Annotated in this window: 25 protein-coding genes; 16 read left to right on the top strand and 9 right to left on the bottom strand. The window is 71.6% G+C overall.

The genetic code is table 11. The annotated features are described in order from the left end of the window. The first annotated feature begins 3 nt into the window (after window positions 1-3). From PE066_RS08515 to PE066_RS08490, 6 genes are read left to right on the top strand one after another with little or no spacing between them, the layout of a single operon-like run. On the top strand, window positions 4-939 hold the full coding sequence (locus PE066_RS08515) for an ABC transporter permease (RefSeq protein ID WP_271236121.1): 936 nt from the start codon (window positions 4-6) through the stop codon (window positions 937-939). After that, window positions 940-1,824, top strand: coding sequence for an ABC transporter permease (locus PE066_RS08510; protein ID WP_271236120.1), 885 nt, complete (start codon window positions 940-942; stop codon window positions 1,822-1,824). It begins immediately after the preceding gene. Continuing rightward, a complete protein-coding gene (locus PE066_RS08505) occupies window positions 1,821-2,849 on the top strand; it encodes an ABC transporter ATP-binding protein (protein WP_271236119.1) in 1,029 nt (342 codons plus the stop codon). Before PE066_RS08510 ends, PE066_RS08505 begins: the two co-directional genes overlap by 4 nt. Further along, on the top strand, window positions 2,846-3,820 hold the full coding sequence (locus PE066_RS08500) for an ABC transporter ATP-binding protein (protein ID WP_271236118.1): 975 nt from the start codon (window positions 2,846-2,848) through the stop codon (window positions 3,818-3,820). Before PE066_RS08505 ends, PE066_RS08500 begins: the two co-directional genes overlap by 4 nt. A gap of 16 nt (window positions 3,821-3,836) precedes the next feature. Further along, a complete protein-coding gene (locus PE066_RS08495) occupies window positions 3,837-5,288 on the top strand; it encodes an N-acyl-D-amino-acid deacylase family protein (protein WP_271236117.1) in 1,452 nt (483 codons plus the stop codon). Then, window positions 5,285-5,656: a RidA family protein gene (locus tag PE066_RS08490; protein ID WP_271236116.1), complete on the top strand. Its 372-nt coding sequence runs from the start codon at window positions 5,285-5,287 to the stop codon at window positions 5,654-5,656. The genes PE066_RS08495 and PE066_RS08490 overlap by 4 nt, the downstream gene beginning before the upstream one ends. Before the next feature lie 19 nt (window positions 5,657-5,675). Here PE066_RS08490 and PE066_RS08485 read toward each other — a convergent pair whose 3' ends face one another. The 6 genes from PE066_RS08485 to PE066_RS08460 all read right to left on the bottom strand — a co-directional run bounded on the left by PE066_RS08485 (window position 5,676) and on the right by PE066_RS08460 (window position 11,980). Next, on the bottom strand, window positions 5,676-5,981 hold the full coding sequence (locus tag PE066_RS08485) for an acylphosphatase (RefSeq protein ID WP_271236115.1): 306 nt from the start codon (window positions 5,979-5,981) through the stop codon (window positions 5,676-5,678). A gap of 2 nt (window positions 5,982-5,983) precedes the next feature. Next, window positions 5,984-6,463 carry a TlpA disulfide reductase family protein gene (locus tag PE066_RS08480; RefSeq protein ID WP_271236114.1) on the bottom strand — a complete coding sequence of 160 codons (480 nt, stop codon included), beginning with the start codon at window positions 6,461-6,463 and terminating at the stop codon, window positions 5,984-5,986. Window positions 6,464-6,479: 16 nt separating this feature from the next. Then, window positions 6,480-7,388, bottom strand: a complete 909-nt coding sequence (locus PE066_RS08475) for an NAD(P)H-hydrate dehydratase (RefSeq protein ID WP_271236113.1) — start codon at window positions 7,386-7,388, stop codon at window positions 6,480-6,482. Window positions 7,389-7,416: 28 nt separating this feature from the next. After that, the gene (locus PE066_RS08470) at window positions 7,417-8,175 is read right to left on the bottom strand and encodes a histidine phosphatase family protein (protein WP_271236112.1); all 759 of its coding nucleotides are present in this window, start codon (window positions 8,173-8,175) and stop codon (window positions 7,417-7,419) included. Between the two features lie 15 nt (window positions 8,176-8,190). Next, complete coding sequence (ligD, locus tag PE066_RS08465; RefSeq protein WP_271236111.1) at window positions 8,191-10,773, bottom strand: DNA ligase D; 2,583 nt, start codon at window positions 10,771-10,773, stop codon at window positions 8,191-8,193. Window positions 10,774-10,837: 64 nt separating this feature from the next. Next, window positions 10,838-11,980, bottom strand: a complete 1,143-nt coding sequence (locus PE066_RS08460) for a ferritin-like domain-containing protein (RefSeq protein WP_271236110.1) — start codon at window positions 11,978-11,980, stop codon at window positions 10,838-10,840. A gap of 248 nt (window positions 11,981-12,228) precedes the next feature. Here PE066_RS08460 and PE066_RS08455 point away from each other — a divergent pair, with 248 nt between their 5' ends. From PE066_RS08455 to PE066_RS08445, 3 genes are all read left to right on the top strand, one after another. Further along, window positions 12,229-13,125, top strand: a complete 897-nt coding sequence (locus PE066_RS08455; protein WP_271236109.1) for a hypothetical protein — start codon at window positions 12,229-12,231, stop codon at window positions 13,123-13,125. 120 nt (window positions 13,126-13,245) lie between these two features. After that, a complete protein-coding gene (locus tag PE066_RS08450; protein WP_271236108.1) occupies window positions 13,246-14,688 on the top strand; it encodes an APC family permease in 1,443 nt (480 codons plus the stop codon). 32 nt (window positions 14,689-14,720) lie between these two features. After that, entirely contained in the window at window positions 14,721-15,323 is a 603-nt protein-coding gene (locus PE066_RS08445) for a class I SAM-dependent methyltransferase (protein ID WP_271236107.1), read from the top strand. 40 nt (window positions 15,324-15,363) lie between these two features. Here the strand turns inward: PE066_RS08445 and metK are convergent, their stop codons facing one another. Then, on the bottom strand, window positions 15,364-16,548 hold the full coding sequence (metK, locus tag PE066_RS08440) for a methionine adenosyltransferase (protein WP_271236106.1): 1,185 nt from the start codon (window positions 16,546-16,548) through the stop codon (window positions 15,364-15,366). 140 nt (window positions 16,549-16,688) lie between these two features. On the opposite strand from metK, the gene PE066_RS08435 reads away from it, so the two are divergent. Further along, complete coding sequence (locus PE066_RS08435) at window positions 16,689-17,507, top strand: lysophospholipid acyltransferase family protein (protein ID WP_271236105.1); 819 nt, start codon at window positions 16,689-16,691, stop codon at window positions 17,505-17,507. Continuing rightward, a complete protein-coding gene (locus tag PE066_RS08430; protein WP_271236104.1) occupies window positions 17,507-18,373 on the top strand; it encodes an LpxL/LpxP family acyltransferase in 867 nt (288 codons plus the stop codon). Before PE066_RS08435 ends, PE066_RS08430 begins: the two co-directional genes overlap by 1 nt. On the opposite strand, the gene PE066_RS08425 is transcribed toward PE066_RS08430, so the two are convergent. Continuing rightward, the gene (locus tag PE066_RS08425) at window positions 18,367-19,290 is read right to left on the bottom strand and encodes an alpha/beta fold hydrolase (protein WP_271236103.1); all 924 of its coding nucleotides are present in this window, start codon (window positions 19,288-19,290) and stop codon (window positions 18,367-18,369) included. The genes PE066_RS08430 and PE066_RS08425 overlap by 7 nt on opposite strands. Then, entirely contained in the window at window positions 19,287-19,970 is a 684-nt protein-coding gene (gene yihA, locus PE066_RS08420) for a ribosome biogenesis GTP-binding protein YihA/YsxC (RefSeq protein WP_271236102.1), read from the bottom strand. The genes PE066_RS08425 and yihA overlap by 4 nt, the downstream gene beginning before the upstream one ends. 86 nt (window positions 19,971-20,056) lie before the next feature. Here yihA and PE066_RS08415 point away from each other — a divergent pair, with 86 nt between their 5' ends. The 5 genes from PE066_RS08415 to PE066_RS08395 all read left to right on the top strand — a co-directional run bounded on the left by PE066_RS08415 (window position 20,057) and on the right by PE066_RS08395 (window position 25,959). Next, on the top strand, window positions 20,057-20,725 hold the full coding sequence (locus PE066_RS08415) for a c-type cytochrome (RefSeq protein WP_271236101.1): 669 nt from the start codon (window positions 20,057-20,059) through the stop codon (window positions 20,723-20,725). A 102-nt stretch (window positions 20,726-20,827) separates the two neighbouring features. Beyond that, entirely contained in the window at window positions 20,828-22,951 is a 2,124-nt protein-coding gene (locus PE066_RS08410; RefSeq protein ID WP_440480589.1) for a cytochrome c biogenesis protein ResB, read from the top strand. Further along, window positions 22,948-24,267: a c-type cytochrome biogenesis protein CcsB gene (gene ccsB / locus PE066_RS08405; RefSeq protein WP_271236100.1), complete on the top strand. Its 1,320-nt coding sequence runs from the start codon at window positions 22,948-22,950 to the stop codon at window positions 24,265-24,267. Before PE066_RS08410 ends, ccsB begins: the two co-directional genes overlap by 4 nt. Before the next feature lie 61 nt (window positions 24,268-24,328). After that, on the top strand, window positions 24,329-25,324 hold the full coding sequence (gene msrP, locus PE066_RS08400) for a protein-methionine-sulfoxide reductase catalytic subunit MsrP (protein ID WP_271236099.1): 996 nt from the start codon (window positions 24,329-24,331) through the stop codon (window positions 25,322-25,324). Then, window positions 25,324-25,959, top strand: a complete 636-nt coding sequence (locus PE066_RS08395; RefSeq protein WP_271236098.1) for a sulfite oxidase heme-binding subunit YedZ — start codon at window positions 25,324-25,326, stop codon at window positions 25,957-25,959. Before msrP ends, PE066_RS08395 begins: the two co-directional genes overlap by 1 nt.

Raw genomic sequence — 25,959 nt, 5'->3', positions numbered from 1 at the left:
GCCATGGGCTATCTCCTGCGGCGCCTGCTGGCCACCCTGCCCGTGATGGCGGTGGTGGCGGTGGTGGTCTTCCTGCTGATCCACCTGTCGCCGGGCGATCCGGCGGCGCTGATCGCGGGCGACTTCGCGACCGAGGAGGACATCCTCAAGCTGCGCGCCGCGCTGGGGCTGGACCGGCCGCTGGCGCAGCAGTTCGCCAGCTGGCTGGGCCGCATCCTCACCGGTGACCTGGGCACGTCCATCTTCACCCAGGTGCCGGTGACCGAGCTGCTGGCCCAGCGGATCGAGCCGACGCTGTCGATCGCGGTTCTGACCATGGGGCTGGCGGTGCTGCTGTCGGTTCCGCTCGGCACCCTGGCGGCGTACCGGGCCGGGCGCTGGATCGATCGGCTGGTGATGCTGTTCGCCGTGCTGGCCTTCTCCATCCCGGTGTTCCTGGTCGGCTACCTGCTGATCTACGGCTTCGCCATCGAGCTGGGCTGGTTTCCGGTGCAGGGCTACGTGCCGCTGGCCGAGGGCGTCGGGCCCTGGCTGCGCAGCCTGGCGCTGCCCTGCATCAACCTGGCGCTGCTGTACATGGCCCTGCTCACGCGCATGACCCGCGCCACCGTGCTGGAGGTGCTGCAGGAGGACTACATCCGCACCGCCCGCGCCAAGGGGCTGGGCGTGCTGGCGGTGCTGGGCCATGCGCTGCGCAACGCGGCGATCCCGATCGCCACCACGGTGGGAGTCGGCATCGCGCTGCTGATCGGCGGCGTGGTGGTGACCGAGACCGTGTTCGCGATTCCCGGCGTCGGGCGGCTGGTGATCGACTCGGTCCAGCGCCACGACTACCCCGTCATCCAGAGCGTGCTGCTGCTGTCCGCCGGCGTGTACGTGTTGATCAACCTGCTGATCGACCTGAGCTACCGCCTGTTCGATCCGCGCATCCGGTACTGAATGAGCGCCGTCCTTTCCCCCGACGAAACCGCGCCGGCCGAAGCGCCGCTGGCGCGCCGGCGCTGGCGCTGGCTGCGCAAGCACCCGACGCTGGTGCTGGGCGCGCTGATGCTGCTGGCGGTGGCCGTGCTGGCGCTGGCCGCGCCCTGGCTGGCCACCCACGACCCGCAGGACATCGACCCGCTGGCGCGCCTGCAGGGGCGCTCGGCCGAGCACCTGTTCGGCACCGACGCGCTCGGCCGCGACGTGTTCAGCCGCGCCGTGTGGGGCAGCCGCATCTCGCTGATCGTCGGCCTGTCGGTGGCGCTGCTGGCGACCGTGCTTGGCATCGTGCTGGGGCTGGTGGCCGGCTTCGTGCGCTGGGCCGACGGGTTGATCATGCGGGTGATGGACGGGCTGATGGCCATCCCCGGCATCCTGCTGGCGATCGCCCTGATGGCGGTCACCCGCGCCAGCCTGACCACGGTGATCGTGGCCATCACCATCCCCGAGGTGCCGCGCGTGGTGCGGCTGGTGCGCTCGCTGGCGCTGACGCTGCGCGAGCAGCTGTTCGTCGAGGCCGCGCACGCGGTCGGCACCCGGCTGCCGGTGATCCTGTGGCGCCACGTGCTGCCCAACATGGTGGCACCGCTGGTGGTGCAGGCCACCTTCGTGGCCGCCTCGGCCGTGCTGATCGAGGCCTCGCTGTCGTTCCTGGGCGTGGGCGTGCCGGCGCAGATCCCGAGCTGGGGGAACATGATGGCCGAGGGCCGCAACACCGTGGCCGTGGCCTTCCACATCATCCTGTACCCGGGCGTCCTGCTGGCGCTGACGGTGCTGGCGATCAACATGCTGGGCGACGGCCTGCGCGACGCGCTGGACCCGCGCCTGGCCCGGCAGCTATGAAGCCCGATCCCACCGCCCCGCTGCTCGAGGTCGACGGGCTGCGCACCCACTTCGACACCCTGGCCGGGCGCGTGCGCTCGGTCGACGGGCTCTCCTTCACGGTGCAGGCCGGCGAGACGCTGGGCGTGGTCGGCGAATCGGGCTGCGGCAAGAGCGTCACCGCGCTGTCCATCCTGCGGCTGGTGCCGACGCCGCCGGGCCGCCATGCGGGCGCGATCCGCTACCGCGGCATCGACCTGCTGGCGCTGTCCGAGCGCGAGATGCGCCGCATCCGCGGCGACCGCATCTCGATGATCTTCCAGGAGCCGATGACCTCGCTCAACCCGGTGATGACCGTGGGCGCGCAGATCGCCGAGAGCGTGCGCCAGCACCAGGGCGCCAGCCGGAGCGAAGCGATGAAGCGGGCGGTGGAGATGCTGCGGCTCGTCCAGATCCCCGAGCCGGAGCGCCGCGCCGGCGAGTACCCGCACCAGCTCTCGGGCGGCATGCGCCAGCGCGTGATGATCGCGCTGGCCCTGGCCTGCCGGCCCGAGCTGCTGATCGCCGACGAGCCGACCACCGCGCTGGACGTGACCATCCAGGCCCAGATCCTCGACCTGGTCAAGCGCCTGCAGCGCGAGCTGGGCATGGGCGTCATCATGATCACCCACGACCTGGGCGTGGTGGCCGAGAGCTGCGACCGCGTGATCGTGATGTACGCCGGCCGCAAGGTCGAGGAGGCGCCGGTGCAGGAGCTGTTCGACCGTCCGCTGCACCCCTACACCCGGGCGCTGATGGCCTCGATGCCGGCCATGAACACCCGGGCCGCGCGCCTGACCGAAATCCCCGGCATGGTGCCGGCGCTGCACGACCTGCCGCGCGGCTGCGCCTTCGCGCCGCGCTGCGCCCATGCGGGTGAGCGTTGCCGCAGCGAGCAGCCGGGGCTGCGCCCCGCCGATGCCGGCGCTGCCGCCGGCCATGCCGTCGCCTGCTTCGCGGTCGAGGAAGGCCGCATCGACGCCGTGCGCGAGGAGGCCACCGCATGAACGCCCCGCTGCTGCAGGTGGAGAACCTGCGCAAGCACTACACGGCCCCGCGCCAGTGGCTGCGCCCGGCGCGCCCGCCGGTGCAGGCGGTGGACGACGTGTCGTTCACGGTGCAGCGCGGCGAGACGCTGTCGCTGGTGGGCGAGTCCGGCTGCGGCAAGACCACCACCGCCAAGTCGGTGCTGCGGCTGATCGAGCCGACCGCCGGCTCGGTGCGGCTGGACGGCGCGGAACTGCTGTCGCTGTCGCCCGGGCAGATGCGCCAGCGCCGGCGCGACCTGCAGATCATCTTCCAGGACCCCTACGCCTCGCTCAACCCGCGCCTGAAGGCCGGCGAGATCGTGGCCGAGCCGCTGCGCAACTTCGGCGGCATGGGCGCGCGCGAGCGGGCCGAGCGCGTGCAGTGGCTGTTCGCGCGGGTCGGCCTGCGGCCGGAGTCGGCCGCCAGGTACCCGCACGAGTTCTCCGGCGGCCAGCGCCAGCGGCTGGGCATCGCCCGGGCGCTGGCGCTGCAGCCACGACTGATCGTCTGCGACGAGCCGGTGTCGGCGCTCGACGTGTCGGTGCAGGCGCAGGTGGTCAACCTGCTGATGGACCTGCAGGCCGAGTTCGGCATCGCCTACCTGTTCGTCGCCCACGACCTGGCGGTGGTGCGCCACATCAGCCACCGGGTGGCCGTGATGTACCTCGGCCACATCGTCGAGATCGCCGACCGCGACACCCTGTTCGCCAGCCCGCGCCATCCCTACACCGAGATCCTGTTGTCGGCCGTGCCGGTGCCCAACCCGCGCACGCCGGCCCGCCGCATCCTGCTGCAGGGCGATCCGCCGTCGCCGGCCAACCCGCCCACCGGCTGCCGCTTCCACACCCGCTGCCCGCTGGCGCAGGCCGTGTGCAAGGAGCAGCGCCCGGCGCTGACGCCGCGCGAGTCGGCCGGCGGCACGCACGAGGTGGCCTGCCATTTCCGCTGATCCCGAAGGAAAAGCCATGACCCAGTCCTACGACCTGCTGCTGCGTGGCGGCACCGTCATCGACGGCACCAAGGCGCCCCGCTTCGAAGCCGACGTGGCGGTGCGGGGCGGCCGCATCGCCGCCATCGGCGACCTGGCGGGTGCCCGTGCCGCGCGCGAGATCGACGCCAGCGGCCTGATCGTGGCGCCCGGCTTCATCGATTCGCACACCCATGACGACCAGGCGCTGCTGTCGCAGCCCGACATGGGCTTCAAGGTGTCGCAGGGCGTGACCACGGTGGTGGCCGGCAACTGCGGCATCAGCGCGGCGCCGCTCAAGGCCGGCATGGACCTGCCGATGCCGCTGAACCTGCTGGACGCGCCCGGCGCCGAGCGCTTCACCAGCTTCCGCGCCTACTTCGACGCGCTGCGCCGACAGCCGGCCAGCGTCAACGTCGCCGCGCTGGTGGGCCACTCCACCCTGCGTGCCGTCACCATGGATTCTCTCGACCGCGAGGCCACGCCGGCCGAGATGCGTGCCATGCAGGACCTGCTGGAGGCCTCGCTGGAAGCCGGCGCGATCGGGATGTCCACCGGCACCTTCTACCCGCCGGCCGTGAAGGCCAGCACCGAGGAGATCATCGAGGTCGGCCGGCCGCTGAGCGCCCGCGGCGCGCTGTACGTCACCCATATGCGCGACGAAGCCGCGCGCGTGATGGAGTCGCTGGACGAGACCTTCCGCATCGGCCGCGAACTGGGCGTGCCGGTGGTGGTGTCGCACCACAAGGTGCAGAACCGGGCCAACTTCGGCCTGAGCGAGAAGACCCTGCCGTTCATCCGCGAGGCCATGGGCCAGCAGAAGGTCTGCCTCGACTGCTATCCCTACACCGCCGGCTCGACCATGATCCGCACCGACCGCGGCATGCTCGATGGCCGGGTGCTGATCGCCAGCAGCGAGCCGCATCCGGAGTGCGCCGGCCGCGACCTGGCCGACATCGCCGCCGAATGGGGCGTGCCGGAGCCGGAGGCCGCGCGCCGGCTGCAGCCCGGCACGGCGATCTACTTCCTGATGGACGAGGGCGACGTGCAGCGCATCCTGGCCTTCGACGAAACCATGGTCGGCTCCGACGGCATCCCGCTGGGCGACAAGCCGCACCCGCGCCTGTGGGGCACCTTCCCGCGCGTGCTGGGCCACTACAGCCGCGAGGTGTCGCTGTTCCCGCTGGAGACGGCGGTCTGGAAGATGACCGGGCTGACGGCGCGCAACTTCGGCCTGGCCGGCCGCGGCACCGTGGCCGAGGGCCAGCACGCCGACCTGGTGGTGTTCGACGCCGCCACCATCCGCGACGCCGCCACCTACGACGAGCCGACCCGACCGGCCGAAGGCATCCACAGCGTCATCGTCAACGGCCAGGTCACGTGGCAGCAGGGCCGGCATGCCGGCGCGCGCGCCGGCCAGGTCATCACCCGAGAGGAATCCACCGCATGAGCCCCATCGTCCGCCATCCCACCCCGCTGCCGGTGCCGTTCTCCAAGGCGGTGCAGGCCGGCCCCTTCCTGTTCCTGTCGGGCGTGCTGGCGATGGATGCCAACGCCAACATCATCGAGGGCGACGTGCAGGTGCAGACGCGGGCCGTGATGGAGCGCATCGCCGCGACGCTGGCCGAGTGCGGCGCCAGCCTGCGCGACGTGGTGCGCGCCACCATCTGGCTGGCCGACCTGGCCGACTTCGCGGCCTTCAACCAGGAGTACGCGCGCCACTTCGCCCCGGGCGACCTGCCGGCGCGCTCGTGCGTGCAGGCCGAGCTGTACCGGGGCGCGAAGGTCGAGATCGAAGTCCAGGCCTGGCGCGGCTAGCCGCAGGCGCACCGCCTCCTCAGGCCGTGGGCTGCTGCGCGAACCCGTCGATGCGGCCGGCCGGCGGCGGCACATCCTGCGCCAGCAGGCGGTCGACCCGCGCGCCGGGCACGCCGGTGCGCATCCACTCGCACATGCGGTCCACCTGGGCCGGCGGGCCCTGCAGCAGGGCTTCGACGGAGCCGTCGATCCGGTTGCGCACCCAGCCGGCCAGCCCCAGCGCCTCGGCCCGCTGCACGCAGGCATAGCGGTAGCCCACGCCCTGCACCAGGCCGCGCACCCGCACCCGTCGGGTGACGAGGTCCGGTTCGGCGGCTGCCGCCATGCTCAGTCCCCCTCGGCGACCAGGGAGCCGACCAGCACGCCCAGGCGCAGATCGGGCTGGTGGCCGAAGCCGTGGAAGCGCATCAGTCCCTGGCGGTCGATCAGCACCAGGCTGGGCGTGCCCTGGAAACCGTAGGCGCGCATGGTCACCGGGATGGCATCGCCGTCGTGCCGGTCGATGCCGATCGGGAACGTGAGGCGGTTCTCGTAGGCGAAGGCCTTGAGCGCCAGCGGCGTCATGGCCTCGTGGTGCTCGAACACGGTGTGCAGGCCCACCACCGCCACCTCGCCGCCTTCGAACAGGGCCTGCAGCTTCTGCATCTGCGGCGTGGCCAGCTGCACGCAGGCCGGGCACAGCATCTGGAAGGCGTGCAGTACCACCACCTTGCCCCTGAACGAGGCCAGCGTCAGCGGCGCGCGGGTGTTGAGCCACTCGCCGGCGTCCCACTCCGGTGCCGGCGCGCCGGCTTCGAGCATTCGCATGGCGGGATGTCCTTCCTCAAACGGCCGGAGCGCAAGGGTATCCCGCTTCCATTTCCCGCAGCGCGGCCAGCATTTCCAGCGGCAGTTCGCGCGCCAGGTAGCCGACCGCCCCGAGCCGCCGGGCCAGCCGGTCGCCCGCCTGGGCATGCAGCGCCACGCCCCAGGCGCACGCCTGCTCCAGCGAAGCGCCGCGCGCGCACAGACCGGCGATGGCGCCCGCCAGCGCATCGCCGGAGCCCGAGGTGGCCAGGCCTGCATTGCCGCCCTCGTGCAGCCAGCAGCGGCCCTCCGGCGCGGCGATGGCGGTGGCCGGCCCCTTCACTGCCACCACGGCGTTCCAGCGTTGCGCCGCCCGGGCCGCCGCACCCAGCGGGTCGGCCAGCACCTCGTCCTTGGCGGCGCCGGTCAGGTGCGCCATCTCGCCGGCGTGCGGGGTCAGCAGCACCGGCCGCGCGAACCGGCGGAGCCGCAGGGTGCAGTCCATCGCCAGGGCGTCGAGCACGACCGCCTGCTCCTGCGAAAGCAGCGGCAGCAGCTGCTGCAGAAAGGCGCAGGTCGCGTCGCGGTCCAGCAGGCCGGGGCCGGCCAGCACGCCATGCGCGGCGGTGGCGGCGTGCGCCAGCTGCCCGACGCCGGCCGGATCGAGGCCCCCGGCCGCGGTTTCCGGCAGGGCGATCACGCGGGCCTCGGGCATGGTGAAGGCCATCTGGGTGGCGATCGAGCGCGGCGTCGCGATCGCCAGCTTGCCGGCCCCGACGCGCAGCGCCGCGGTGGCCGCGAGCACCGCGCTGCCGGGCATCTCGCGGCTGCCGGCGATCACCAGGATGCGGCCGCGCTCCTCCTTGTCGGCGTCGGGAGCCAGCGCCGGCAAGGGCCAGGCCCGCAGCGCGTCGCTGTCGATCCGGAGGGGTCGGCCGCCTGTCATCCGCGGGCCTTCAGCAAACGCCGGAACTTCATGGCTTCGGGGCGGCCAGCGCATCGGGCTCCAGCGTCACCGGCGCGCCGGCCCGGCGCAGCGGCGCGACGAAGTTCACCAGGTCGACCGCCAGCGCGTCGCGCGCCGGGTCGTGCCGCCAGGAGGTCACGCCGCAGTTGGGCACGTCGCCCTTGCGGTCCATGTCCAGGATCTCGTGCTCCTCCAGGCAATCGACCAGGTAGCGCATGCAGTTGACGATGACCTGGTGCCCGACCACCAGCACCCGCTGGCCGGCGTGCTCGCGCGTGAGCATCTCCAGCACGCTGCGCAGGCGCAGGATCACGTCGCACCAGCTCTCGCCGCCGGGCGGGCGGAAATAGAACTTGCCGACGTGGCTGCGCTGGGCCGACAGCTCGGGGTAGCGTTCGCGGATGCCCAGCACGGTGAGCCGGTCCAGGATGCCGAACTCCTTCTCGCGCAGGCGCTCGTCGACGCGCAGGCGCACGGCCGCCGGGTCGAGCTGCGCCGCGTGCATCAGCAGGCGGGTGGTCTCGCGCGCACGCACGTAGGGCGAGGTGAGGATCACCTCCGGCCGCTGCGCCGCCGGCATCTCGCCGAACCAGTGTCCCAGCGCCACGGCCTGCTCGCGCCCGAGCGCCGACAGCGGCACGTCGATGTCGCGCTCGGCGATGTCGATCATGGCCAGGCCGGCCGCCTCGGCCGCATCGCGGGCGACGTTGCCGGCGCTCTGGCCGTGGCGGACGATCCACAGGGTGTGCGGCCAGTCTTGCGGCATCTCGCGGCGGTCCCTTCAGGGCTTGAAGCCCAGCTTGCGCATCGCCGCGCCCAGCCGGACGCTGCTGCTGCGGTAGCCATCCCAGGGCTCGTTGCCTTGGTCCAGCCGCTGGTGCACGGTCGCCACGGTCCAGTGGTCGCCGCCCTTGAGCTTGCCCAGCTCCTCCCAGCGCACCGGCACCGAGATGCCCAGGCCCGGCCGCGCCCGCGCCGACCACGCGGCAACCGTCGTCGCGCCGAAGCCGTTGCGCAGGTAGTCGATGAAGATGCGGCCGACGCGGTTCTTCGGTCCACTCTTGGCGACGAAGCGCTGCGGAACCGTCCTGGCCAGGTGTTGCACCACCGCCTGCGAGAAATCCTTGACCGCGTCCCAGCCGTGCTCGGGCCGCAGCGGCACCACCACGTGCAGGCCCTTGCCGCCGCTGGTCTTGAGCCAGCCAGGCAGGCCCAGCTCGTCGAGGAAGGCGCGCACCAGCGCCGCGGCTTCCTGCATCTGCGGCCAGCCCACGCCTTCGCCGGGGTCGAGGTCGAAGGTCATGCGATCGGGCTGGTCGGCCCGGTCGGCCACCGCGTTCCAGGTGTGGAACTCGATCACGTTCATCTGCGCCGCCGACAGCAGGCCTTCGGCGCTCGCGATCGCCAGCATCGGGGGATGCCCGGGGAAGATCGCCGGATCGAGGGGCTCGACCCCGGCCATGCGGTAGCGCTCCAGGTGCTTCTGGAAGAACAGCTGGCCATCGACGCCGTCGGGCGCGCGCACCAGCGCCAGCGGCCTTCGGCGCAGGTGTTCCATCATCAGCGGCGCCACCAGCGCGTAGTAGCGCACCAGGTCGATCTTGGTCAGGCCGCTGCGGGCATCGACCACCCGCTCGGGGTTGCTGATGCGCAGGGTGGGCGGCAGCGTGGCGGCAAGCGCCTTCGCCGGCGGCTGGACGGATGCGGCCTGCTTCTTCGCCGTGCGCCGGCCCTTGGCCGGAGCCGGTGCGTCGGCCGTCGCGGGCACCGGCGCCTCGATCGAGATCTCCTGCGCCGGCTTGTCGCTGCGCAGGCCGTGGAACACCGAGTGCCGCACCTTGCCGTCGCGCGTCCATTCGCCGAAGGAGACTTCGCACACCAGCTCCGGACGCACCCAGTGCGCGCCGCGCGGCCAGCCGCTGCCAGCCGCGAACGGGTTGCGCGTCCCGGCCACCGCCTCCAGCCGCTCGCGCACGTCGCGCAGCGTGCGCTCGTTGAAGCCGGTGCCCACGTTGCCTGCGTAGTGCAGCCGGCCGTCCTCGCCATGCACGCCCAGCAGCAGCGAGCCGATGCCGGTGCGCGAGCCCTTGGGGTCGGTCCAGCCGCCGATCACGAACTCCTGCCGGTGCGCGCACTTGAGCTTGATCCAGTCGCTGGAGCGGCGGCCCGCGTAGGCCGAGTCGCGCCGCTTGGCGATGACGCCTTCCAGCCCCAGCTTGCAGGCGGCATCGAGCATGGCCCCGGGCGGCGCCTCGAACTCGGCGCTGAAGCGCACGTTGGGGTGCGGCTGGCGCTCCACGATGCGCTGCAGCACCTCGCGCCGCTGCAGCAGCGGCACGTCGCGCAGGTCCTGGCCGGCGCAGTAGGGCAGGTCGAACAGGTAGTACACGATCTGCTCGGTGCGCTGGCTGTCGAAGGCGCCCTGCAAGGCCTGGAAGTCGGCCGGCGTGTCGCGCCCGGGCAGGATGATCTCGCCGTCGTACCAGCCGTCGGGCAGGTCCATGGCGCGCAGCGCCTGCACCAGCGCCGGCAGGCGCGAGGTCCAGTCGTTGCCGTTGCGGGTGAGCAGCCGCACCTGCCCGGCCTCGGCGCGCGCCAGCATGCGGTAGCCGTCGAACTTGATCTCGAAGATCCATTGCGCGGGGTCCTGGGGCGCGGCGTCCACCAGCACCGCCAGCTGGGGTTGCAGCGCATCCGGCAGTGGCGCTGACACGGCGGCCTCGGGCGGGCCCGGGCGGGCCGGGGGGTCGTCGCGCGATTCGCTCCCGGGGGCGGCAATCGCAGGCGGCCGGTCCTCGAGGTGCTGCACGCTGTCGGGCATCTCGTCGGCCACGCTGAACTCGCCGGCCGGCCGCGCGAACGCGTCGCGCTCCTTGATCAGCAGCCAGGGATCCTCGCGGCCGTTGCCGCGGCCTTTCATGCGCACCAGTGTCCAGTGGCCGTGCAGCTTGTGGCCGCGCAGCTCGAACTTGAGCTTGCCGTCGCGCCAGCCCTGGTGCGGGTCCTCCAGCGGGTGCCAGGTGCCCTTGTCCCAGATGATGACCTTGCCGGCGCCGTAGTTGCCCTTGGGAATGGTCCCCTCGAAGCGGTTGTAGGCGATCGGGTGGTCCTCGGTCGGCATCGCCATGCGCTTGTCGGCCGGGTCGTAGCTCGGGCCCTTGGGCACGGCCCAGCTTTTCATGGTGCCTTCCAGTTCCAGCCGGAAGTCGTAGTGCAGCCGCGTGGCCCAGTGCTTCTGGACCACGAAGGCACGTTCGGCCTCGTTGGCGACGCCGCCTGTGGCCGGCTCGGGCGTGGCCTCGAACCTGCGTTTGGACCGGTAGGCCCTCAGCGCATCGGTGGGGGCAGGGCGCTCGGCGGCCATGCGGCGGGGAGTGCCGGCGCGGGCGGCCGGCGCCTCGCCCGGTGGCTTGGCCGGGCGCGGCACCTTATTGCGCGGCGGCGCGGAACTGGTCGCGCAGCAGCTTCACCTGGTCGTGGTTGCGCTGGACCAGCTGGAACTGGCGCTCGACCACCGGCTTGACCTGGGCCGGCAGCGGCTGCTTGAGCGCCTTGCGGTAGCGCGCCAGGGCGTTGTCCTCGCCACGCTCGGCTTCCTCCAGCACGGCCTTGTCGTCGTAGGTGCTCAGGGTCGATTTCACCGACACCCAGCCGCGGTGCAGCGCGCCGGCCGCGCTGCCGCTGTCCTCGGGCGAGCCGCCGAGCTGACGGATCTGCTGGTTGAGTTCCTCGGCGCCGCGCCGGCAGTCGTCGGCGCGCTGCAGGAACACCGACTTGAGGTCGGCCCGCTGGGCTTGGTCGGCGCACGCCTGGAAGCCGTACTCGCCGTCCTTGCAGCACTCCACCAGGTCCTGCAGCGCGTCGATCACGTCCCCGGTGTCGCCGCTCATGTTGCCTGCGCTCTGGGCCGAGCCGACCAGGGCTGCCGCCCCGCCGCCTTGCGCCGTGCCGCTGCCGCGCGTGTCGGTACCGATGCCGGCGCCGGCCATGTCGGTGCCGCCGGCGATGGCGCTGCGGCCTTCACCGCCGGCCAGGTCGCCCGCGCGCACCACGGCCGTGTCGCTGGCCATGCTGCCGGTGCTGCCCGCCATGCCGGCGCCGCTGCCCCCGCGCTGCAGCTCGGCGCGGTCCCACGCGGCGCGGCTGGCCGGCCGCGCCTGCTCCCAGCTCAGGCCGGAGCCGGCGCGTGCGTTGTCCCATTCGGACGCCAGCCGTGGCTCGGCCGCGTCCCAGTCGGTCTCGTGCCGCATGCGGCCGTGCACGCCGTGCATGTAGGCCGGCCCGTAGTCGTCGAAGCTGCGGCCTTGCTCGTAGTAGGGCTCGCGCGTGTAGTTGTCGCGCCAGTGCGCTTCCTCGGCGGTGGGGTTGATGGCCTCGGCCGCAGCCTTGCCGGCCAGCCCGCCGACCACCGCGCCGATGACGCCGCCCACCATCGAGCCGACCGGCCCGCCGATGGCGCCGGCGGCCGCGCCGGCCACGGCGCCGCCGGTGGCACCGACGCCGGTGCCGACCGGGTGCGAGCCGGGTTCATCGGTGATGGGATCGCGGTTGAGGTCCTTGTCTTCAGCCATGTGATGCTCCTGGGTTGTTCCTTGCACCAGCGATGACGGCGAACGGCCGCACTGCTGCATCGGTCATCTTTGCGATGACGCCAGAACTGGGCCGTCAGCCAAGCCTAGGTGCGGGTGTAGGAAAAGGGCGTCGGCGCGCCGCGCCGCGGATTTGGCTTTGGGGGGCGCCCCGCACACGCGATCACAGGGGCGTCCTACAGGCCGTGGGCGCGGCCGTGGGCACGCTGGCGAGCCACAGGATTGAACCCATGCGAGCCAACGTAACCACGCTGCTGTTGCGCGTCGCCGCGGCTGCGTTGCTGGGGCTGGCATCGGCCCTGGCAGCGGGGGCGCGAGCGGCCGACGCCGACGGCCTGCGCACGCAGTACCGCGAACTGCGCGAGCAACTGCACCAGAACGGCTTCGGCCGGCCGCTGCACATCGACTCCGCCGAGCAGCAGAACCGGCTAACCGGTGTCGTGCATGCGGTGCTGGAGCACCGCTTCGAGGTGGTGAGCGCCGCGCTGCGCAGCTCGGCGGGCTGGTGCGACATCCTGATCCTGCCGTTCAACACCAAGTACTGCCACGCGCTGGAGGGCCCGGCCGGCAGCGCACTGCTGGTGCGCATCGGGCGCCGCTACGACCAGCCGGTGGAGCAGGCCTATCGCCTGCGCTTCGACTACCGCAACCTGGCGGCCCGGCCCGACTATTTCGAGAGCCGCCTGCACGCGGCCGAGGGCCCGGTGGGCACCCGCGACTACCGCATCGCCGTCGCGGCGGTGCCGCTGGACGGCGGGCGCACGTTCCTGCGGCTGGATTACTCGTACGCGGTCGGCGCGGCCGGCCGCATGGCCATGCAGCTGTACCTGGCCACGGCCGGTGCCGGCAAGGTCGGCTTCACCGAGACCGGGCGCGACGAGCAAGGGCGGCCGCACTACATCGGCGGCGTGCGCGGGGCCGTGGAACGCAACGCCATGCGCTACTACCTGGCGATCGACGCCCATCTCGACTCGCTGTCGGCTGCGCCCGGGCAGCAGCGGGAGCGGCGGATCCAGTCCTGGTACACGGCTGTCGAGCGCTGGCCCCAGTTGCGCGAACTCGACCGCGAGACCTATGCGGCGATGAAGCGCCAGGAGTACGAGCGGCAGCAGGCCCTGCTGCAGTAGAGGCGCGCCGCTCGGCACAGGAATGGTCCGGCGCGAATCCCCGCCCGGTGCCGACAGGCTGGCGCGAGCGGGGCAACAGAAGATCGCGGCCCTGAGCGACGGCCGCGCGCCGCCCGACCCATGGACCCCCTCTCTTCGCGCGCTGCCGCAAGCGCCGGCGCTTCGCCCCTGCCCGAGCCCGGCCCGGCCGCCCAGCCCGCCCCGGTGCTGGGGCTGGGCCATGCGGTGACGCTCATCGTCGGCGTGGTCGTCGGCGCCGGCATCTTCAAGGCGCCGTCGCTGGTGGCCGGCATGACCGGCAGCGCCGGCTGGATGTTCGCCGCCTGGCTGCTGGGCGGCGCCGTTTCGCTGGTGGGCGCGCTCTGCTATGCCGAGCTGGCGACCGCCTACCCGAGCGCCGGCGGCGACTACCACTTCCTGCGCCGGGCCTACGGCCGCCCGGTGTCGTTCCTGTTCGGCTGGTCGCGCTTCGCCGTGATCACGACCGGCTCCATCGCCCTGCTGGCGTTCGTGTTCGGTGATTACGTGCAGCAGGTGCTGCCGCTCGCCGTCGGTGGCCGGCCGGTCGGTTCCGCCGTGTACGCCGCGGCCGTGATCGGGGTGCTGTGGTGGGTCAATGCGCGGGGCATCCGCGCGGGCGCCGGCGCCCAGCGCTGGCTGACGGTGGCCGAGGTCGGCGGCCTGCTGCTGATCGTCATCGGTGCGCTGGCCCTGGCCGGCACCGGGTCGGCGGCCGCGCTGGTGCCGGCCGCGGGGGCCGCCGGGCCGAGCCTGGCCGGGTTCGGCATGGCGATGGTGTTCGTGCTGCTCACGTTCGGCGGCTGGAACGAGGCCGCCTACATCAGCGCCGAGCTGAAGGACAACCGGCGCAACATGGTCCGGGCGCTGGTCGCCTCGATCCTGCTCATCACCACGCTGTACCTGCTGGTGATCTGGGCCTACTGGCGCGGGCTCGGCCTGCAGGGGATGGCCCGCTCGGAGGCGGTCGCGGCCGACCTGATGCGGCTGGCCTTCGGCGCGACGGGCGAGAAGCTGATGGCGGTGCTGGTGGCAGTCGCCGCGATCACCTCGATCAATGCCACCATGATCGTCGGGGCCCGCACCAGCTACGCGGTCGGGCGGGACTGGCCGGCGCTGTGCCGGCTGGCGCTGTGGGACGGGCGGCGCGGAACGCCGTCCACGGCGATGCACCTGCAGAACGGCCTCGCCCTGATGCTGGTCGGCCTGGGCGCCTGGTCGGGCGGCGGCTTCCAGTCGATGGTGGAGTTCACGGCGCCGGTGTTCTGGCTGTTCTTCCTGCTGGCCGGCTTGTCCCTGTTCGTGCTGAGGGTGCGCGAGCCGCAGGCGGAGCGGCCGTTCCGGGTGCCGCTGTATCCGCTGCTGCCGATGATCTTCTGCGCGACCTGCGCCTACATGCTCTGGTCCAGCCTGGGCTACGTCTACAGCCAGCGGCTCGGCGGCTTCAACGCGGCCTGGGTCGGCATCGCCGTGCTCGCTGCCGGCGCAGTGCTGCTGCTGCTGCTGCTGCGGCGTGCCCCCCGGGGCGTCGCCGTTTCGCCCTGACCGTTTCGATCCAACCACCAGGAGACTTGCACATGACAGAGCGCAGCCATGATTTGCCGGACGCGCTGCGGCGCGCGCTGGCGCTGGCCGTCCCCGGCGCCCTTTCCGGGCTGCTGCTGCCCGCGCCGCAGGCAGGGGCGCAGGACACGGGAACGCGGCGGCCCGACGTGCCCTTCGTGCCCACGCCCATGCCGGTGGTCGAGAAGATGCTCCAGATGGCGAACGTGCGCGCGGGCGATGTCGTCTACGACCTGGGCTGCGGCGACGGCCGCATCGTGATCCAGGCCGCCAAGGAGCGCGGGGCGCGCGGGGTGGGGATCGACATCGACCCGCGGCGCATCGCCGAGGCGCGCGCCAACGCGAAGGAAGCGGGCGTGGAAGAGCGCGTCCAGTTCCGGCAGGCGGACCTGTTCCAGTCCGACTTCTCGCCGGCCAGCGTGGTGACGCTCTACCTGCTGCCCGACATCAACCAGCGGCTGCGGCCGCAACTGTGGCGCCAGCTCAAGGTGGGCACCCGCGTGGTGTCGCACGACTTCGACATGGGCGATGCCTGGCCGCCCGACCGCACCGAACGGGCGGAGAACAAGACGGTCCATCTCTGGACCATCCGTGCGGAGCACAAGCAAAAAGGCTGAGCGTTTCGGCCCAGCCTTTGATGCGGCGCCGCTTCGCGGCTCAGCCTTTCAGGCCTGCTGCGTTCCGCAGCAGCTCGGCCCGATCCGTGCGTTCCCAGGTGAACTCGGGCTCGTCGCGGCCGAAGTGGCCGTAGGCGGCGGTCTTCTCGTAGACCGGGCGCAGCAGGTCCAGCATCTGGATGATGCCCTTGGGGCGCAAGTCGAAGTGCTCGTGCACCAGCTGCGCGATCTTCTCGTCCGGAATGACCCCGGTGCCTTCGGTGTAGACGGTGATGTTCATCGGCTTGGCCACGCCAATCGCGTAGGCCACCTGGATCTGGCACTGGCGCGCCAGCCCGGCCGCGACGATGTTCTTGGCGACATAGCGCGCCGCGTAGGCCGCCGAGCGGTCCACCTTGGACGGGTCCTTGCCCGAGAACGCGCCGCCGCCGTGCGGGCAGGCGCCGCCGTAGGTGTCGACGATGATCTTGCGGCCCGTGAGGCCGCAGTCGCCCTGCGGGCCGCCGACCACGAAGCGGCCGGTCGGGTTGATCAGGTACTTGGTCTCCTTGAGCCACTCCTTGGGCAGCACCGGCTTGATGATCTCCTCGATCACCGCCTCGACGAACGCCGGCTTCATCTTGTGGCCGTCGCTCATCTCGGGCGAGTGCTGCGAAGACAGCACCACGGTGTCGATGCTGTGCGGCTTGCCGTCGACGTAGCGCATGGTCACCTGGCTCTTGGCGTCCGGCCGCAGGAACGGCAGGCGGCCGTCCTTGCGCAGCTGGGCCTGGCGCTCGACCAGCCGGTGCGCGTAGTGGATCGGCGCGGGCATCAGCGCCGGCGTCTCGTCGCACGCATAGCCGAACATCAGGCCCTGGTCGCCCGCGCCGGTGTTCAGGTGGTCGTCGCTGGCGTGGTCGACGCCCTGGGCGATGTCGTTGGACTGCTTGTCGTAGGCGACCAGCACCGCGCAGCCCTTGTAGTCGATGCCGTACTCGGTGTTGTCGTAGCCGATGCGCTTGATCGTGTCGCGCGCGACCTGGATGTAGTCGACGTGGGCGTTGGTGGTGATCTCGCCGGCCAGCACCACCAGGCCGGTGTTGCACAGGGTCTCGGCGGCCACGCGGCTGCGCGGGTCCTGCGCGAAGATCGCGTCGAGGATCGCGTCCGAGACCTGGTCGGCCACCTTGTCGGGATGGCCTTCGGACACGGATTCGGAGGTGAAGAGGAAGTCGTTCGCCATTTGAATAAACTCCAGCGGTTTTTCGAGTTTCAAGGCGCGTTGCCCTGGGCCGGAGCTTGAAGGCGAACGCTTTAGCAGAATTTCTTTGGGTCGCCCTGCAAGTAGTTCAATAACTCGGCGACGGGCGGATTCTAAACGACGTGATTTCCCTTTTTCGCGCGCTGGCCGTACTGCCGCTGGGGCTGCTCCACGCCGTCGGCTGGGCCCTGGGCTGGCTGGCGTTCCTGGGCTCGCCCACCTACCGCCGCCGCTTCGCCGCCAATGCGCGCCAGGCCGGCTACCGCGTCGCCGACGTGCTCGGCGCGGTGGCGGCCTCGGGCCGGCTGGTGGCCGAGGTGCCACGGCTGTGGTTCGGCCGCAGCCCGCGCGTGCTGTGGTCCGGCGCCGAGCTGATCGACGCGGCGCTGGCGCGCGGCCGGGGCATCGTCTTCCTGACGCCGCACCTGGGTTGCTTCGAGGTCACGGCCCAGGGTTATGCGGGCCGCTACGGGCCGATCACGGTGCTTTACCGGCCGGCGCGCAAGGCCTGGCTGCGCCCGCTGGTGGAGGGCGCGCGCGCCCGCCCCAACCTGGCGACCGCGCCCACCACGCTGGCCGGGGTCAAGCAGATGCTCAAGGCCCTGCAGGCCGGCCAGGCGGTGGGGCTGCTGCCGGACCAGGTGCCGCCGAACGGACTGGGCGTGTGGGCGCCGTTCTTCGGCAAGCCGGCCTACACCATGACGCTGTCGGCGCGGCTGGCGCGCCAGACCGGCGCCGCGGTGCTGCTGGCCTGGGGCGAGCGGCTGGGCTGGGGACGCGGCTACCGCATCCACCTGCGGGCCTGGGAGGGCGAACTGCCCACCGAGCCGCAAGCCGCCGCCGGCCAGGTCAACGCCCAGATGGAGGCCCTGATCCGCGAATGTCCCTCGCAGTACCTGTGGGGCTATGCGCGCTACAAGGCGCCGAGGGAGGCCGCCTGATGCTCAGCCGGATGGGCGTGGGCCTGATGCGGCTGCTGGCGCCGCTGCCGCTGCCGCTGGTGCGCGCCCTGGGCGCCGCGCTGGGCTGGCTGCTGTTTGCGGTGGTGCCGGCGCGCCGGCACGTGGTGCGCGTCAACCTGGAGCTGTGTTTTCCGCAGTGGACGCCGCAGCAGCGCCGCGCGCTGGTGCCACGCGTGTTCGTCGCCTTCGCCCAGGCCTGGCTGGACCGCAGCTGGCTGTGGCACGGCGATCCGCGACGGGTGCGCGAGCGGGTGCGCCTGACCGGCGCGCTGGCGGAACTGGAGGGCAGCGATCCCACCGTGGTGTTCTGGCCGCACTTCGTCGGCATGGACGCCGGCTGGACGGCGCTGACGCTGCAGTCCGAGCGGCCGTTCATGACGATCTATACCCACCAGGCCAACCGGGTGGTGGACCAGTGGATCCTGGCGGGCCGGCGGCGCTTCGGCAACGTGCGGCTGTTCCGGCGCGTCGATGGCGTCAAGCCGGTGATCAGCGCCTTGCGCGAGGGCGTGCCCCTGTGCCTGCTGCCCGACATGAACTTCGGGCCGGAGGAGTCCATCTTCGTGCCCTTCTACGGCGTGCCGGCGGCCACCGTGCCCTCGCTGTCGCGCTTTGCGCGCCTGGGCCGGGCCAAGGTGGTGCCGCTGCTCACGCGCATCACGCCGACCGGCTACGACGTGCAGGTGCTGCCGGCCTGGCACGACTTCCCGTCGGACGACCTGGCGGCCGACACCGCGCTGATGAACGAGCGGCTGCAGGACTACATCGACGGCATGCCCGAGCAGTACTACTGGGTGCACAAGCGCTTCAAGACGCGCCCGGCCGGGGCCCGCCCGGTCTACTGAAGCGGGCGCGCCAGAAAGGCCTGCAGGCGTTCGGCGACGAAGCCCGGGCGCTCGTGCACGATCCAGTGGCTGGCACCGGGCACCCGCTCCAGCGTCAGGTCGCTCACGTACTCGTCGAGGCCATCGACCAGCGCCGGCGGCAGCGCCGCGTCTTCCATCGCCCACAGCACCAGCGTCGGCAGGTCGACGGTCAGCATCTCGCGCGGCAGCGTCACGCCGGCGGCCGCCGGGTCGTGCGGCCGCGGCGGGCGCAGCGGCGAGGCGCGGTAGTAGTTGCACCCGCCCGCCAGGCCGCTGCCGGGCGGGGCCCCGGCCGGGCCGTTCCAGACGGCGCGGTACTGGTCCTTCACGGCGTCGGTCAGCCAGGCGGCGCCGCCCCACTGCGTGAAGAAGGTCCACAGCCGCCGGTAGTCATCCTCGGCCAGCAACGCCTCGGCATCGGGGCGAATGAGGAAATTCATGTAGGCGCTGGCTTGCTGCTGCGCGGGGTTGTGCTGCAGCTCGCGCAGGAAGGTGCCGGGGTGCGGCGAGTTGACGATGGCCAGCCGGCGGGTCAGCTGCGGCTGCTGGTTGGCCAGGCTCCAGGCCACGGCGCCGCCCCAGTCGTGCGCGACCAGGCATTCGAGCCGACCGCCCTCGGTGGCGACCAGGGCCGCGATGTCCTGCACCAGGTGCCGGGCCCGGTAGGCGCCGACGTCCGCCGGCGCGCTGGACTGCTCGTAGCCGCGCAGGTTCGGCGCGACGCAGCGAAAGCCGCCGTGCTCGGGCCGGGCGAAGTGTTCCAGCAGCCCGTCCCACACGAACGCCGCCTCGGGAAAGCCGTGCAGGAACAGCAGCACCGGTCGCCCGCGCTCGCCGGCGGCGCGGCAGCTGAGCGTGATGCCGTGGGGCAACGGCTGCAGGAACCGTTCGATCACGGCTGGTCGTCCTCGTGCGTCCATTGCCACAGCAGCTGGGCCGCTTCGGCCACGCCTTGCCGCTTCAGGGCGGAGAACAGCCGGACCTCGCCGCCGGCGGCCTGCAGCCGCATGATGGACAGCGCCTTGGTGCCCTCGCTGCGATTGAGCTTGTCGGCCTTGGTCAGGAGCACCAGGAACTTCAGCCCCTGCTCGACCCGCGGGCGGATCACCTCGAGCAGGATCTCGTCGAGTTCGGTCAGGCCATGGCGCGGGTCGCACAGCAGCACCACGCCGCGCAGGTTGGGGCGGCTGACCAGGTAGTTGGCCATCACCTGCTGCCAGCGCAGCTTGTCCTGGCGCGGCACGGCCGCATAGCCGTAGCCGGGCAGGTCGGCCAGCACCGCGTCGACCGTGCCCTGCTTGCCCAGGGCGAACAGGTTGATGCTCTGGGTGCGGCCCGGCGTCTTGGACGCGAAGGCCAGGCGCTTTTGCTGCGTGAGCGTGTTGATGCAGGTCGACTTGCCGGCGTTGGAGCGGCCGACGAAGGCGATCTCCGGGTGGTCGTGCGCGGGCAGGAATTCCAGTGTCGGGGCGGTGGTCAGGAAGCGCGCCGTGTGCAGCCAGGCAAGGGCGCGCTCGGCCGGGGCCTTGGCGCCCGCGGATCCCGGGTCGGCGCCGGGAGCAGGCGGTGGGGTCATGGGCAAGGGGGTCATGGCCGCGGATGCGGGGAGCGCCATTGTAGAATCCCTGGGTTTTGCGCCCGTAGAACCCGAACCAAGAGAACATGAAGTTGCACGCTAGCCTGTTCGCCGCCGCGCTCCTGGCCGCAGTGGCGCTCGACGCCTCCGCCCAGGCCACGCCTGCCGCCCCCGCCGCTTCGGCCGCGGCACCTGCGGCCGCCGCGCAGCCGGCCAAGATCGATGCAGCCGAGGGCGAGAAGCGCTACGCCGCCGTCTGCGCCGCCTGCCATGCGGCCGACGGCAATTCGACCATCGCCGCCAACCCCAAGCTGGCGCAGCAGCATCCCGAGTACCTGGTCAAGCAGCTGCACGACTTCAAGGACGGCAAGCGCGCCAGCCCCGTGATGCAGGGCTTCGCCGCCCAGTTGGCGGATCAGGACATGCGCAACATCTCCGCCTTCCTGGGCGCCGCCAAGGCCAAGCCGGGCTTCGCCAAGGACAAGGAACTGGTCACCCTGGGCGAGCGCATCTACCGCGGCGGCGTCCCGGATAGGCAGATCGCCGCCTGCGCCTCCTGCCACAGCCCCAATGGCGCCGGCATCCCGGCCCAGTACCCGCGCCTGTCCGGCCAGCATGCCGACTACACGGCGGCCCAGCTGGCCGCCTTCCGCGATGGCGCCCGCAAGAACAGCCCGCAGATGACGGATGTGGCGGCCAAGCTCAACGATCGTGAAATCCGAGCCGTCTCCGACTACATCGCCGGCTTGCGCTAGCACAAACGCACACACGGCCGCGCCGGGAACCAAGCAGCCCGGCGCGCACCCTACAACGGGCGGGGATCTTCGGATGCCCGCCCTTTTTTCCTTAGGCAGCCGATGACCGCTTCCGCCCAGGCCCCGCGCCTGGCACCCACCTCCTCCGAACGCCTGCGCAGCGCCTACGAGCTGCTGTCGTCCATGCGGTTCGCCATCGCGCTGCTGACGGTGATCTGCATTGCCTCGGTGATCGGCACCATCCTCAAGCAGCACGAACCGGCGGTCAACTACGTCAACCAGTTCGGCCCGTTCTGGTCGCAGCTGTTCCTGGCGCTCAAGCTCAATGCCGTCTACAGCGCCTGGTGGTTCCTGCTGATCCTGGCCTTCCTGGTGGTGAGCACCTCGCTGTGCATCGCCCGCAACACGCCGCGCTTCATCGCCGACATGCGCAGCTACAAGGAGAACATCCGCGAGCAGAGCCTGCAGGCCTTCCATCACCGCGGCCGGGGCGTGCTGCCGGATGCGCCGGCCGATGCCGCGCGCCGCATCGGCCAGGCGCTGGCCGGCGCCGGCTGGAAGGTGCGGCTGCAGCAGCGCGCCACCCCCAAGGGCGAGGGCTGGATGGTGGCCGCCAAGGCCGGCGCCGCCAACAAGATCGGCTACATCGCCGCCCACAGCGCCATCGTGCTGGTCTGCCTGGGCGGGCTGCTGGACGGCGACCTGATCGTGCGCGCCCAGATGTGGTTCGGCGGCAAGGCGCCCTACACCGGCGGCGGCATGATCGCCGACGTGCCGGCGCAGCACCGGCTGGGCGCCACCAACCCGACCTTCCGCGGCAACCTGATGGTGGCCGAGGGCACGACGTCGGGCACGGCCATCCTGTCGCAATCCGACGGCATCCTGCTGCAGGAGCTGCCGTTCTCGATCGAGCTGAAGAAGTTCGTGGTCGAGCACTACTCGACCGGCATGCCCAAGCTGTTCGCCAGCGACATCGTGATCCACGACCACCAGACCGGGCAGGCGGTGCCGGCGCGGGTGGAGGTGAACCACCCGGTGAGCTGGCGCGGCATCGAGATCTACCAGTCCAGCTTCGACGACGGCGGCTCGCGCGTGAAGCTGGCCGCCGTGCCGATGGATGGCAGCGGCAAGCGCTTCGAGGTCGAAGGCGTGATCGGCGGCAACACCCAGCTCGCGCGCGGCGCCGCGGCCGGCGGCGACGACAAGCTGACGCTGGAGTACACCGCCCTGCGCGTGATCAACGTCGAGAACATGGCCGATGGCAGCCGCAGCGGCGCCGATCCGCGCAAGGTGGATCTGCGCAATTCGATCACCGCCCGGCTGGGCGCGGCCGACAAGACGGTGACCAAGAAGGAGCTGCGCAACGTCGGCCCGTCCATCACCTACAAGCTGCGCGACGCCGCCGGCCAGGCGCGCGAGTTCCACAACTACATGCTGCCGGTGGACCTGGGCGAGGGCGTGCCGCTGTTCCTGCTGGGCATGCGCGAAAACCCGTCCGATGCATTCCGCTACCTGCGCGTGCCGGCCGATGCCGAAGGCACGCTGGAAGGCTTCCTGCGGCTGCGCGCGGCCCTGGCCGATCCCGCCCAGCGCGAGGAAGCGGTGCGGCGCTATGCGCGCAGCGCCACCGACCCGGCGCGGCCCGAGGTCGCGCAGCAGCTGGTCGCCTCGGCCGGCCAGGCGCTGGCGCTGTTCGCCGGCGACCCGGCCGCCGGCGGCAAGGGCGCCGGGCTGGCGGCCGTCTCCGAATACCTGGAGGCGCGGGTGCCCGAGGCCGAGCGCAGCCGCGCCGGTGAAGTGGTGGTGCGCATCCTGGGCGGCGCACTGTTCGAGCTGGTCGAACTCGGCCGCGAACGCGCCGGCCTCAAGCCGCTGGAGCCGGGCGAGCGGACCCAGGCCTTCATGGCCCAGGCCCTGCTCGCCCTGGGCGACGTGCACCTGTACCCGGCGCCGATGACCTTCGAGCTCAAGGATTTCCAGCAGGTGCAGGCCAGCGTGTTCCAGGTGACACGATCCCCCGGCCGCAATGTTGTCTACCTGGGCTGCCTTTTGCTGATCGTCGGCATTTTTGCGATGCTCTACGTGCGCGAGCGCCGCCTGTGGGTGTGGCTCAGCCCGTCCGGCAGCGGCAGTGACGCCGCGATGGCGCTGTCCAGCAGCCGCAAGACGCTGGAGACCGACCGCGAGTTCGACCGCCTGCGTACCCAATTGCTCGGATCCCCATGAACACCGCCACCCAGACCCTGACCCTCAACGAAGGCTTCTTCGCGCGCCGGCGTCCGCTCGACTGGTTGTTCGCCCTGGCCGTGCTGGCCGGCGGGCTGTTCGCGTTCACCCGCTACGCCGAGCACATGGACGTGTACGAGAAGGGCATCCTGCTCGGCAGCATTCCCGCCGCCGTCTGGCTGGGCTGGTTCTGGCGGCCGCTGCAGGGCCTGATGGCCGTGGTGGCCGGCCTGTCGCTGCTGGCGGTCGGCTCCTACCAAGGCTCGCTGACCCGTGCCGACGAGGTGTTCTGGCTCAAGTACTTCCTGTCCAGCCAGTCGGCCATCCTGTGGATGAGCATGCTGTTCTTCATGAGCACGGCTTTCTACTGGCTGGGCATGGTCGGCCGCGGCGGGAGCGGCGCGATGGAGCGCATCGGCACGCGGCTGGCCTGGGTGGCCGTGACGCTGGCGCTGGTCGGCACCATGGTGCGCTGGTGGGAAAGCTACCTCATCGGCCCGGACGTCGGCCACATCCCGGTCAGCAACCTCTACGAAGTGTTCGTGATGTTCTGCTGGATGACCGCGCTGTTCTACCTGTACTTCGAAGAGCAGTACGGCACGCGGGCGCTGGGCGCCTTCGTCATGCTGGTGGTCAGCGCGGCGGTCGGTTTCCTGCTCTGGTACACGGTGGTGCGCGAGGCGCACGAGATCCAGCCGCTGGTGCCGGCCCTCAAGAGCTGGTGGATGAAGCTGCACGTGCCTGCCAACTTCATCGGCTACGGCACCTTCGCGCTGGCGGCGATGGTGGCCTTTGCCTACCTGATCAAGCAGCAGGCCAGCGAGACCCGCTGGTGGAAACTGGCGCCGCTGTGGCTGCTGGGCGTGGTGCTGTGCTTCGAGCCCGTGGTGTTCCGCCGCTCGCAGGAGCCGGGCGGCAGCTACTGGGTGGTGTATTTCGGCATCGCGGCGCTGATCGTCGCCTCCATCCTGTGGGGGCGCCGCCGCATCGCCGAGCGGCTGCCGTCGTTCGAGGTGCTGGACGACGTGATGTACAAGTCGATCGCGGTCGGCTTCGCCTTCTTCACCATCGCCACCGTGCTGGGCGCCCTGTGGGCGGCCGAGGCCTGGGGCGGCTACTGGAGCTGGGACCCCAAGGAGACCTGGGCCCTGATCGTCTGGCTCAACTACGCGGCCTGGCTGCACATGCGGCTGATGAAGGGCCTGCGCGGCACCATGTCGGCGTGGTGGGCGCTGGTCGGGCTGGCGGTCACGACCTTCGCCTTCCTCGGCGTCAACATGTTCCTGTCGGGCCTGCACAGCTACGGCGAACTCTGAACCCGGCCCCGGGTCTGAGCGCCTAACGGCGGGCAGCCCGCCACACCGCAAAGGGAACCCCATGCTGATCAGGACCGGCCGCGACGGCTTCCACCACCCGGTCGCCGGCGACATCACGCCGCAGGCGGTGTACCAGCGCCGCCGCGAACTGCTCAAGCTGATGGCCGGCGGTGCCGCCGGGGCGGCGCTGGCGGGCTGGGCCGCGCGAGAGGCGCTGGCCAGCGCCCCGCGGCCGAACAAGCTGGCGCCGCTGCCGGGCCAGCCGTCCACCGTGCCGGGCGCGGCCACGATGGAGAAGCTCACCTCCTACGAGGACGCGACGAGCTACAACAACTTCTACGAATTCGGCACCGACAAGTCGGACCCCGCGCAGAACGCGCACACCCTGCGCACCGCGCCGTGGACGGTGGAGGTCGACGGCCTGGTGAAGAAGCCGGCGAAGTACGCACTGGACGACCTGCTCAAGCTGGCGCCGCAGGAAGAGCGCATCTACCGCCTGCGCTGCGTCGAGGGCTGGTCGATGGTGATCCCCTGGGTCGGGTATTCGCTGTCGAAGCTGGTCGAGCGCGTCGAGCCGCTCGGCTCGGCCAAGTTCGTGGAATTCCACACCCTGGCCGACCGCGCCACCATGCCGGGCATCCGCTCCAGCGTGCTGGACTGGCCCTACGTGGAAGGCCTGCGCATGGACGAAGCGATGCACCCGTTGGCGCTGCTGTCGTTCGGCATGTACGGCGAGGTGCTGCCCAAGCAGAACGGCGCGCCGGTGCGGATGGTGGTGCCGTGGAAGTACGGCTTCAAGAGCGCCAAGAGCCTGGTGCGCATCCGCTTTACCGAGCAGGCGCCGAAGACGGCCTGGAACAAGGCCGCCGCCAACGAGTACGGCTTCTATTCCAACGTCAACCCGGACGTGGCCCACCCACGCTGGTCGCAGGCGACCGAGCGCCGCATCGGCGAGGGCGGCCTGTTCGCCAAGCGGCGCAAGACGCTGCTGTTCAACGGCTATGAGGCGCAGGTCGGCCAGCTCTACGCCGGGATGGACCTGAAGAAGAACTACTGATGGCCGCCGCACCCCGGGCGCGGCGCTCGCCCTGGCTGCATCCGGCCGCCAAGCCGCTGCTGTTCGCCGCCGCGTTGCTGCCGTTCGCCTGGCTGTTCTACGCCGCCGCGACCGACCAGCTCGGCGCCAATCCGCAGGAGCACCTGATCCGCTCGCTGGGCGACTGGACGCTGCGCTTGCTGTGCCTGACGCTGGCCGTGACGCCGCTGCGGGTGCTGGCCGGGCAGCCGGCGCTGGCGCGCTTTCGCCGGATGCTGGGCCTGCTCACCTTCTTTTACGCCAGCCTGCACCTGGTCGCCTATGCCGGCTTCGACATGGGCCTGGACTTCGCCGAGATCGCGGCCGACATCGCCAAGCGGCCGTTCATCCTGGTGGGCTTTTCCGCCTTCCTGTTGATGGCGCCGCTGGCGACCACCTCCTTCAACCGCGCGATCCGGGCGCTCGGCGCGGCGCGCTGGCAGGCGCTGCACCGCGCCGTGTACCTCGTCGCCGGGCTGGCGATCCTGCACTTCTTCTGGATGCGCGCCGGCAAGAACGACTTTGCCGAAGTGTTCGTCTACGCCGCCATCCTCGGCGGGCTGCTCGGCTGGCGGCTGTGGCGCCGGCTGCGCGCGCCGCAGCTGCAGCCGGGCTAG

The organism is Ramlibacter tataouinensis (assembly GCF_027941915.1).
Classification (GTDB): domain Bacteria; phylum Pseudomonadota; class Gammaproteobacteria; order Burkholderiales; family Burkholderiaceae_C; genus Ramlibacter; species Ramlibacter tataouinensis_C.
The sequence above is the reverse complement of the archived record's forward strand: the minus strand, read 5'-3'. Positions and strand labels throughout refer to the sequence as shown.

What these genes read in the sequence shown, in the direction of transcription:
- PE066_RS08515 (WP_271236121.1), top strand. Translation starts at nt 4, where the DNA reads ATGGGCTATCTCCTGCGGCGCCTGCTGGCCACCCTGCCCGTGATGGCG.
- PE066_RS08510 (WP_271236120.1), top strand. Translation starts at nt 940, where the DNA reads ATGAGCGCCGTCCTTTCCCCCGACGAAACCGCGCCGGCCGAAGCGCCG.
- PE066_RS08505 (WP_271236119.1), top strand. Translation starts at nt 1,821, where the DNA reads ATGAAGCCCGATCCCACCGCCCCGCTGCTCGAGGTCGACGGGCTGCGC.
- PE066_RS08500 (WP_271236118.1), top strand. Translation starts at nt 2,846, where the DNA reads ATGAACGCCCCGCTGCTGCAGGTGGAGAACCTGCGCAAGCACTACACG.
- PE066_RS08495 (WP_271236117.1), top strand. Translation starts at nt 3,837, where the DNA reads ATGACCCAGTCCTACGACCTGCTGCTGCGTGGCGGCACCGTCATCGAC.
- PE066_RS08490 (WP_271236116.1), top strand. Translation starts at nt 5,285, where the DNA reads ATGAGCCCCATCGTCCGCCATCCCACCCCGCTGCCGGTGCCGTTCTCC.
- PE066_RS08485 (WP_271236115.1), bottom strand. Translation starts at nt 5,981, where the DNA reads ATGGCGGCAGCCGCCGAACCGGACCTCGTCACCCGACGGGTGCGGGTG.
- PE066_RS08480 (WP_271236114.1), bottom strand. Translation starts at nt 6,463, where the DNA reads ATGCGAATGCTCGAAGCCGGCGCGCCGGCACCGGAGTGGGACGCCGGC.
- PE066_RS08475 (WP_271236113.1), bottom strand. Translation starts at nt 7,388, where the DNA reads ATGACAGGCGGCCGACCCCTCCGGATCGACAGCGACGCGCTGCGGGCC.
- PE066_RS08470 (WP_271236112.1), bottom strand. Translation starts at nt 8,175, where the DNA reads ATGCCGCAAGACTGGCCGCACACCCTGTGGATCGTCCGCCACGGCCAG.
- ligD (WP_271236111.1), bottom strand. Translation starts at nt 10,773, where the DNA reads ATGGCCGCCGAGCGCCCTGCCCCCACCGATGCGCTGAGGGCCTACCGG.
- PE066_RS08460 (WP_271236110.1), bottom strand. Translation starts at nt 11,980, where the DNA reads ATGGCTGAAGACAAGGACCTCAACCGCGATCCCATCACCGATGAACCC.
- PE066_RS08455 (WP_271236109.1), top strand. Translation starts at nt 12,229, where the DNA reads ATGCGAGCCAACGTAACCACGCTGCTGTTGCGCGTCGCCGCGGCTGCG.
- PE066_RS08450 (WP_271236108.1), top strand. Translation starts at nt 13,246, where the DNA reads ATGGACCCCCTCTCTTCGCGCGCTGCCGCAAGCGCCGGCGCTTCGCCC.
- PE066_RS08445 (WP_271236107.1), top strand. Translation starts at nt 14,721, where the DNA reads ATGACAGAGCGCAGCCATGATTTGCCGGACGCGCTGCGGCGCGCGCTG.
- metK (WP_271236106.1), bottom strand. Translation starts at nt 16,548, where the DNA reads ATGGCGAACGACTTCCTCTTCACCTCCGAATCCGTGTCCGAAGGCCAT.
- PE066_RS08430 (WP_271236104.1), top strand. Translation starts at nt 17,507, where the DNA reads ATGCTCAGCCGGATGGGCGTGGGCCTGATGCGGCTGCTGGCGCCGCTG.
- yihA (WP_271236102.1), bottom strand. Translation starts at nt 19,970, where the DNA reads ATGACCCCACCGCCTGCTCCCGGCGCCGACCCGGGATCCGCGGGCGCC.
- PE066_RS08415 (WP_271236101.1), top strand. Translation starts at nt 20,057, where the DNA reads ATGAAGTTGCACGCTAGCCTGTTCGCCGCCGCGCTCCTGGCCGCAGTG.
- PE066_RS08410 (WP_440480589.1), top strand. Translation starts at nt 20,828, where the DNA reads ATGACCGCTTCCGCCCAGGCCCCGCGCCTGGCACCCACCTCCTCCGAA.
- ccsB (WP_271236100.1), top strand. Translation starts at nt 22,948, where the DNA reads ATGAACACCGCCACCCAGACCCTGACCCTCAACGAAGGCTTCTTCGCG.
- msrP (WP_271236099.1), top strand. Translation starts at nt 24,329, where the DNA reads ATGCTGATCAGGACCGGCCGCGACGGCTTCCACCACCCGGTCGCCGGC.
- PE066_RS08395 (WP_271236098.1), top strand. Translation starts at nt 25,324, where the DNA reads ATGGCCGCCGCACCCCGGGCGCGGCGCTCGCCCTGGCTGCATCCGGCC.